This window comes from Mycoplasma sp. 2575, assembly GCF_053851635.1.
In genome coordinates, this window is the sequence record NZ_JBSQBB010000019.1 from 1 (window position 1) to 5,613 (window position 5,613).

General features: G+C 26.0%; 6 protein-coding genes. 3 read left to right on the forward strand and 3 right to left on the reverse strand.

From position 1 onward, the window contains the following. Positions 1-276 precede the first annotated feature (276 nt). From ACWXVU_RS03080 to ACWXVU_RS03090, 3 genes are all read left to right on the forward strand, one after another. On the forward strand, positions 277-465 hold the full coding sequence (locus tag ACWXVU_RS03080; protein WP_455966082.1) for a hypothetical protein: 189 nt from the start codon (positions 277-279) through the stop codon (positions 463-465). 279 nt (positions 466-744) lie between these two features. Beyond that, positions 745-939, forward strand: a complete 195-nt coding sequence (locus tag ACWXVU_RS03085; protein ID WP_456012178.1) for a hypothetical protein — start codon at positions 745-747, stop codon at positions 937-939. Between the two features lie 18 nt (positions 940-957). After that, positions 958-1,479, forward strand: coding sequence for a transposase (locus tag ACWXVU_RS03090; protein WP_456012181.1), 522 nt, complete (start codon positions 958-960; stop codon positions 1,477-1,479). Positions 1,480-1,674: 195 nt separating this feature from the next. Here ACWXVU_RS03090 and ACWXVU_RS03095 read toward each other — a convergent pair whose 3' ends face one another. The 3 genes from ACWXVU_RS03095 to ACWXVU_RS03105 form a co-directional block, all read right to left on the reverse strand. Further along, complete coding sequence (locus ACWXVU_RS03095) at positions 1,675-2,760, reverse strand: M42 family metallopeptidase (protein WP_438340671.1); 1,086 nt, start codon at positions 2,758-2,760, stop codon at positions 1,675-1,677. A gap of 149 nt (positions 2,761-2,909) precedes the next feature. After that, on the reverse strand, positions 2,910-3,794 hold the full coding sequence (locus tag ACWXVU_RS03100; RefSeq protein ID WP_456012179.1) for a hypothetical protein: 885 nt from the start codon (positions 3,792-3,794) through the stop codon (positions 2,910-2,912). Continuing rightward, entirely contained in the window at positions 3,778-4,599 is an 822-nt protein-coding gene (locus tag ACWXVU_RS03105) for a hypothetical protein (RefSeq protein ID WP_456012180.1), read from the reverse strand. The genes ACWXVU_RS03100 and ACWXVU_RS03105 overlap by 17 nt, the downstream gene beginning before the upstream one ends. Positions 4,600-5,613: the final 1,014 nt, after the last annotated feature.

A 5,613-nucleotide genomic window follows, 5' to 3' on the forward strand; every position in this document is an offset into this window, starting at 1 on the left:
ACCAGTACTAATAAATTGATTGGTTTAATAGTGATTCTATAGAAGTTATCTAAAATAAAAAAAAGTCGATATTCAGTTTTCAGGGAACAAAAAGCCAGTCTTGGCTTTTTTTATTATACTTTTACCCTAAACTTGAAGTAATTTTGTAAATTATTTTATAAAACTCAAGCAAAAAACAAAAAAGAATTAAATTTGAAAAAATCAGCATTTTTTATATTTCTAGCTCGAAAAGTATTTTTATTTAGTTATAAATAAACTAAATAAAATGAGGTAAAAATGATAATAAAAGATCAAAGAGTAAAGATTCCTAAAAAGGTTCAAATTATAAGAAAAGATGATAATAAATATGTATATTATGTCGCAGGAACAAAATATAAAAAAGATAAAAAATATAATATTGATAAGAGAGTAAATATTGGCAAAATAGATCCAAAAAAATGGCAACTTATTAATACCAAATGATAAGTATTTTAATTTTTTCGGACACAAAAATAACAATCATAGAAGATGATAAAAAAATATCATCCGTTGTTTCTATCGGGCAATATTTGGCAATAACTAAAATTTTTAAAGATTTATATAGATGAACAATTAGAAAATATTTTTAACACAAAAAGCGAATTAATAAAGGCATTGACATTTTATTATATTGATGAAGAATCTATGGCTTCGCAATTATTTGAAAAGTGGCATATAAAATTTTCTCTGGTTTGTTTTCAATTCCTTCAAAACTTAACGATATCAATGCTTTTGCATAAAGATATAACAACAAAAAAATATACTTGAATTTATTATAGATGATTAAAACAATTAAGAACATATTTAGAATATTCGGATGACGCATATTTATCTGTTGATTCAATGAACTTTAATATAAGCTCAAAAAACATGAAACATGCTGAATATGGAAAGCCAAAGGTTGATGAAAGACTGCCATAAATAAACTTATCGTATTGTTTAGATCCAAAGACTGGGTTACTAATTTTTTATGATTTATATCCCAAATCAGTTACTAATGTAGTGGGATGTTACTACAAAAAAATGATTGATAAAGTTTTAAATTTGCGTTATAAATCAGCAACTTTAGTATTGGATCGCGGTTATTTTTCAAAAGACAATATTGAAAATATTGCTTCTGAAAACATTAACTTTATAATTATGGCAGAAACTTATAACAAAAGATTAAGTAATTTATTAAATAAAAACAAAGATAAAATATATAAAAATGCTGAAAATTTAATTTTTGAACATAAAGCTTTTGCTTGAAAAACATACGAGCAAGCTTTTACAAATTCAACAAGCAAGTATTTTATTTATATGTTTTATAATGAACAAAAAGCATCATTAGAAGTTGAAAAATATAATACGGTTTTAAATATATTATCAAAACAACTTGAAAATATTGAATACTTAAATGAAGATATTTATAAACATATGGAAATTATTTTAATTTTAAAGTGGATGAAGAAAGCAAAATAATTTCTTATGAAATAAATAAGAAAAATTATCAAGACGTGCTTGATAATTCTGGTTATTTTTGTCTAATAAATTTAGATTTGTGTGATTGCTATTCTCAAATCTCTTACTCAAAAAGTAAGCAGGAGATAAATTTACAGAAAATTTACTATATTACTAGTTTAAACACGATTTTATTTATGTGCTTTTGGATATTTCTTACTTGTATTTGATATCCTCTCATTTTTCTAAATTAAAGTCCTGAAGAAAATTAATTAATAAATCTCCGGCAGCAATTAAGTCTGAAATTGCACAAACACCTATAGGACTATGTAAATATCTTTGTGGTAAAGAAATGGTTAGAGTCGCTGCACCACCATGAGCAAATTGAAGTTCATGAGCATCTGTTCCTCCTCCCATTGCAACAAATTTATATGTAGGTATGTTATATTTTTTTGATATGTTTTGAAATTCTTTAACTAATTTTGGGTCCATCATTGTACCACGATCCTTTATTCTTAGAGCAGCACCCTTGTATAATAAAGTATTTCCTGGGATTGTGTTAGGAGTGTCATGTGATGCGCATGTATCAAGAGCAATTGCTATGTTTGGCTTAATTAATGAAACACTAGTTCTAGCCCCTCTTGTTCCTACCTCTTCTTGCACTGTGCCAACTAAGTAGAGATCAACATCAAGATCTTTATCGTTGATGGCATTAGCAACGTATTCTAGAACAGTTATACCAGCTCTATTATCCATTGCTTTTCCGCCCAATAAATTAGGATCATTAAATAGTATAGTTTCACCTGACATGTATACTAAGTCACCTACGCCAACTCCTTGTTCTTTGGCATCTTCATCTGATTTAAAACCAAAATCAGCATAAATTTCATTATTAGAAATTGCTTTTGAAATTTCATTTTCTTGCATAATGTGTATGCTTGTGTGGCCAAAAACTCCATTAAAGGTTTTGCCTTCCTCTGTTACTAATTTTGCTTTTGTTCCAATTACTGTTGATGGTCAAATACCTCCAACTGGAGATAAATAAAGTTGTCCCTTTTTATCTATGTTTCTAACTAGAAACCCTACTTCATCCATATGTGCAGCAATCATAACTTTTGGCGCATTAGGATTTTTTGATTTCTTTCTAAATATAACTGATCCAAGGTTATCTCTACTAATTTCAAATTTTTTATTTCCTAGTGATTTTTTTAACTCATTAACCACAGGCTCTTCATAACGCGACATAGCCTCAATTTCCATGTATTTAATTAATCTTTGTTTGAATAACTCATTTTTATCCATAAATTTATAAACCTCTTTAAATATAAAAAATAATATATAAATTTTATCAAAATAACTAGTTTTAATAATCGATATGTGACTCTTCGATTTCGTATAGTTTATCTTTATGTTTTGATAAAAAAACACTAGCAAGCGTTGCTAGTGTTAAATTATTGTTTTTTAAATTCAATATAGCTTTGTTGTTTTGAATAGTTTGTAAAAGTAATTTTGAAATTTTTTTCTTTACTCTTGTTATCGAATTTGTAAGCCACATAAACGACTAGTTTATCTTTGTTATTTCTTTTCTCAATTTTGCCTAAAAATTCAACAGTGCTATTACCGCTTTTACTTCTTCAATCAATTATTCCACCCTTTTTTAGAAAAATATTTCTAATTTTGATATTAAATATCGTTGCATATAGGGCTTGATTCACTTTTTCTTTGGTTAAACCATTTTTATTTTTATTATTGAGTGCATTAATAATATCTTGTTCAGTATACATTTTTTTATAATTTGTAGTTTCATCTATTTGTAAAAGAAAAACTGGTTTAGTTGCTTCAACTTTAAGCTGATATGCTTCATTTATCTGGTTTACAAAATTTTGCATTTTTTCCACATAACCATTAGTTTTAGTGTAAAAATTATGGTCCGGTTCTTTCAACCATTCACTAAATTCATTTCTTTTTCTTAGAGTTTTAAATGCATCATCGCAGTATTTAACTAATGCTCCTTTATTGTAATTAATTTTTTCTAAGTCTTTAGATGATATTTTTTTATTTTTGCTAACATTAAAACTATTTCCAAAATCTTCAAAAGGTTTATACATGTTTGCTAGCATTATTTCGGTTTCGACATATTTTTTTACTGTACTAATATATTTCAACACTTGACCAACGGTTGTGCTATCATTTATTAATTTTTCAAAATAGTTTTGAATTTCAGTAGTTGTTGCAGATACTTCTTTTCCAAAAATTTTATTATCATATACAGGATTTATTTTTTGTGTTTCAGTACTAATTAAATTTCTAAATTCTTCTTTAATTTCATCAACCAATTTTTTTTTTGTTAGGTGATTTTAGATTAGATAGCGGAACCAAATTATCATTCATATCATAAATTATATTTGATTCGCCTTTTACAGATTTAATAAGTTTAGTTGCTAATGCAGCAGGACTACTCAATCCTTCTTCATCATCAGAAATTCAAGGTTCATTATGTTGTGGTTCGTTTGGAGAGACTTCATCAGCGCCTTCATCTCACTCTCAAGGACTATTATGATTTGGTTCATGGTTTTCTCATGGTTCGCTTGATTCAGGTTCATTTGATGGGAATATATCTAACTCATTTTCGATATAGTCATCTTCTAGTGGAAAATCAAAAGCATGTTGTTTTCCGTCATCTTTGGACTTATCATAGTATTTATATCATTGTTTGTAGTATAAATTATCAATTGTTTTTTTGATTAATTCATTAGTTGGGTCACTAAAATCAATTTCAAATTTTGGTCCTTTAAAACCATTCAAAATATTTGAGCTAGTGTCTTGATCCTTTGGAAGATCAGGGATCAGATCTTTTGGTAATAAATTTCCAATCAATAAATTTTTAATATGTTTATTTTTATGTCTAATATCATTTAGAGTATCCTTTGGTAGAATACTTTTAATAGTTTCATAAACTGATTGTAAATCATTTTTTTGTTCTTTAACTTTAGGTTTTTTCTTAGGAGTATCAGATATTTTATCAGGGCTAGGTTTTGGGTTTGGTATATTATGTGTTTTTGTATTTACACATGAAAATGCAACCGCTGCGGTTGCTATTGTTGGTAAAAGACCTAAGAAAAATCAACTTATTTTTCGCATATTTTCTCCTTAGTATTAGGTTTTATTAATAAAAATATTATATTACATTATCACTATTTTCCTAGGTAAATAGGGTTAATAGTAACTAAAAAAGCAATTAGCAATAATATAAAGCTTTTTTGCTTACATTAAATTGATAACAATGCATGGTTGTTGCAAAAAGCATAAACTTAATTAGCATAGGTTTTTTAGTTTAAATTATTTAATTTTTAAATTACTTCCAAAAATAAAAGATGGATAATTGATTATGCTTTCTCATGTGTTTTTTGTATTTGTGCTCAGTTTAAATGCCTTGAAAAACAACTAAATATATTTTTGTCTATTTAGCAATCCTAGCTTGCTTAATTGTCTCAAAATATCTCTTTGAGCTAAAATAATGTACAAAACTATACTAATTTTTGTTTTGTTATTCTAGCGAATTAATTATTAACTAAACTTATTCAAATCTCGCTAAATTAGATGAACTAATGAAACAAATAAGAAATTATTTATAGACTAAAAATTAATAATTTAGCAAGTTTTAGAAATTCATATAGGAAAAAATGAAAAAAGAATCTAAAGGCAATGTTAAACCTTGCTATAGTGAATTAAATAAATATTTCCTGGATGGTCTTTAAGTAAATCGCGAAGACCGATAAACATGATAGAAAATTAATCAATTAAGAAAATAATTATTTTAAAAACCTTAATGACGAAGAAAGAATTAAATTATAAAAAAATATTATGTTATCAATTGTGCCTTAATATATGGTTTTTAAATATCTATCTTTATTTTTTCTTCTTAATTTTAATTGAAATTGATGTAATAGGTTTAGATATAGTTTATTCTCAAACCAGTTTAAATTATCTTTTTTAACCAAAAACAAAAAAAAAAAAAAATAAATTATAATTATGACTTGCGCCAATTCTTCTAGACATAATTAAAAAATGTTTGGGAATAGCCTGAATTCATAAAATTTTAAGGAGAAAAATGAAAAAAAGCAAATTACTTTTTCTAGGATTTTTACCTGTTTT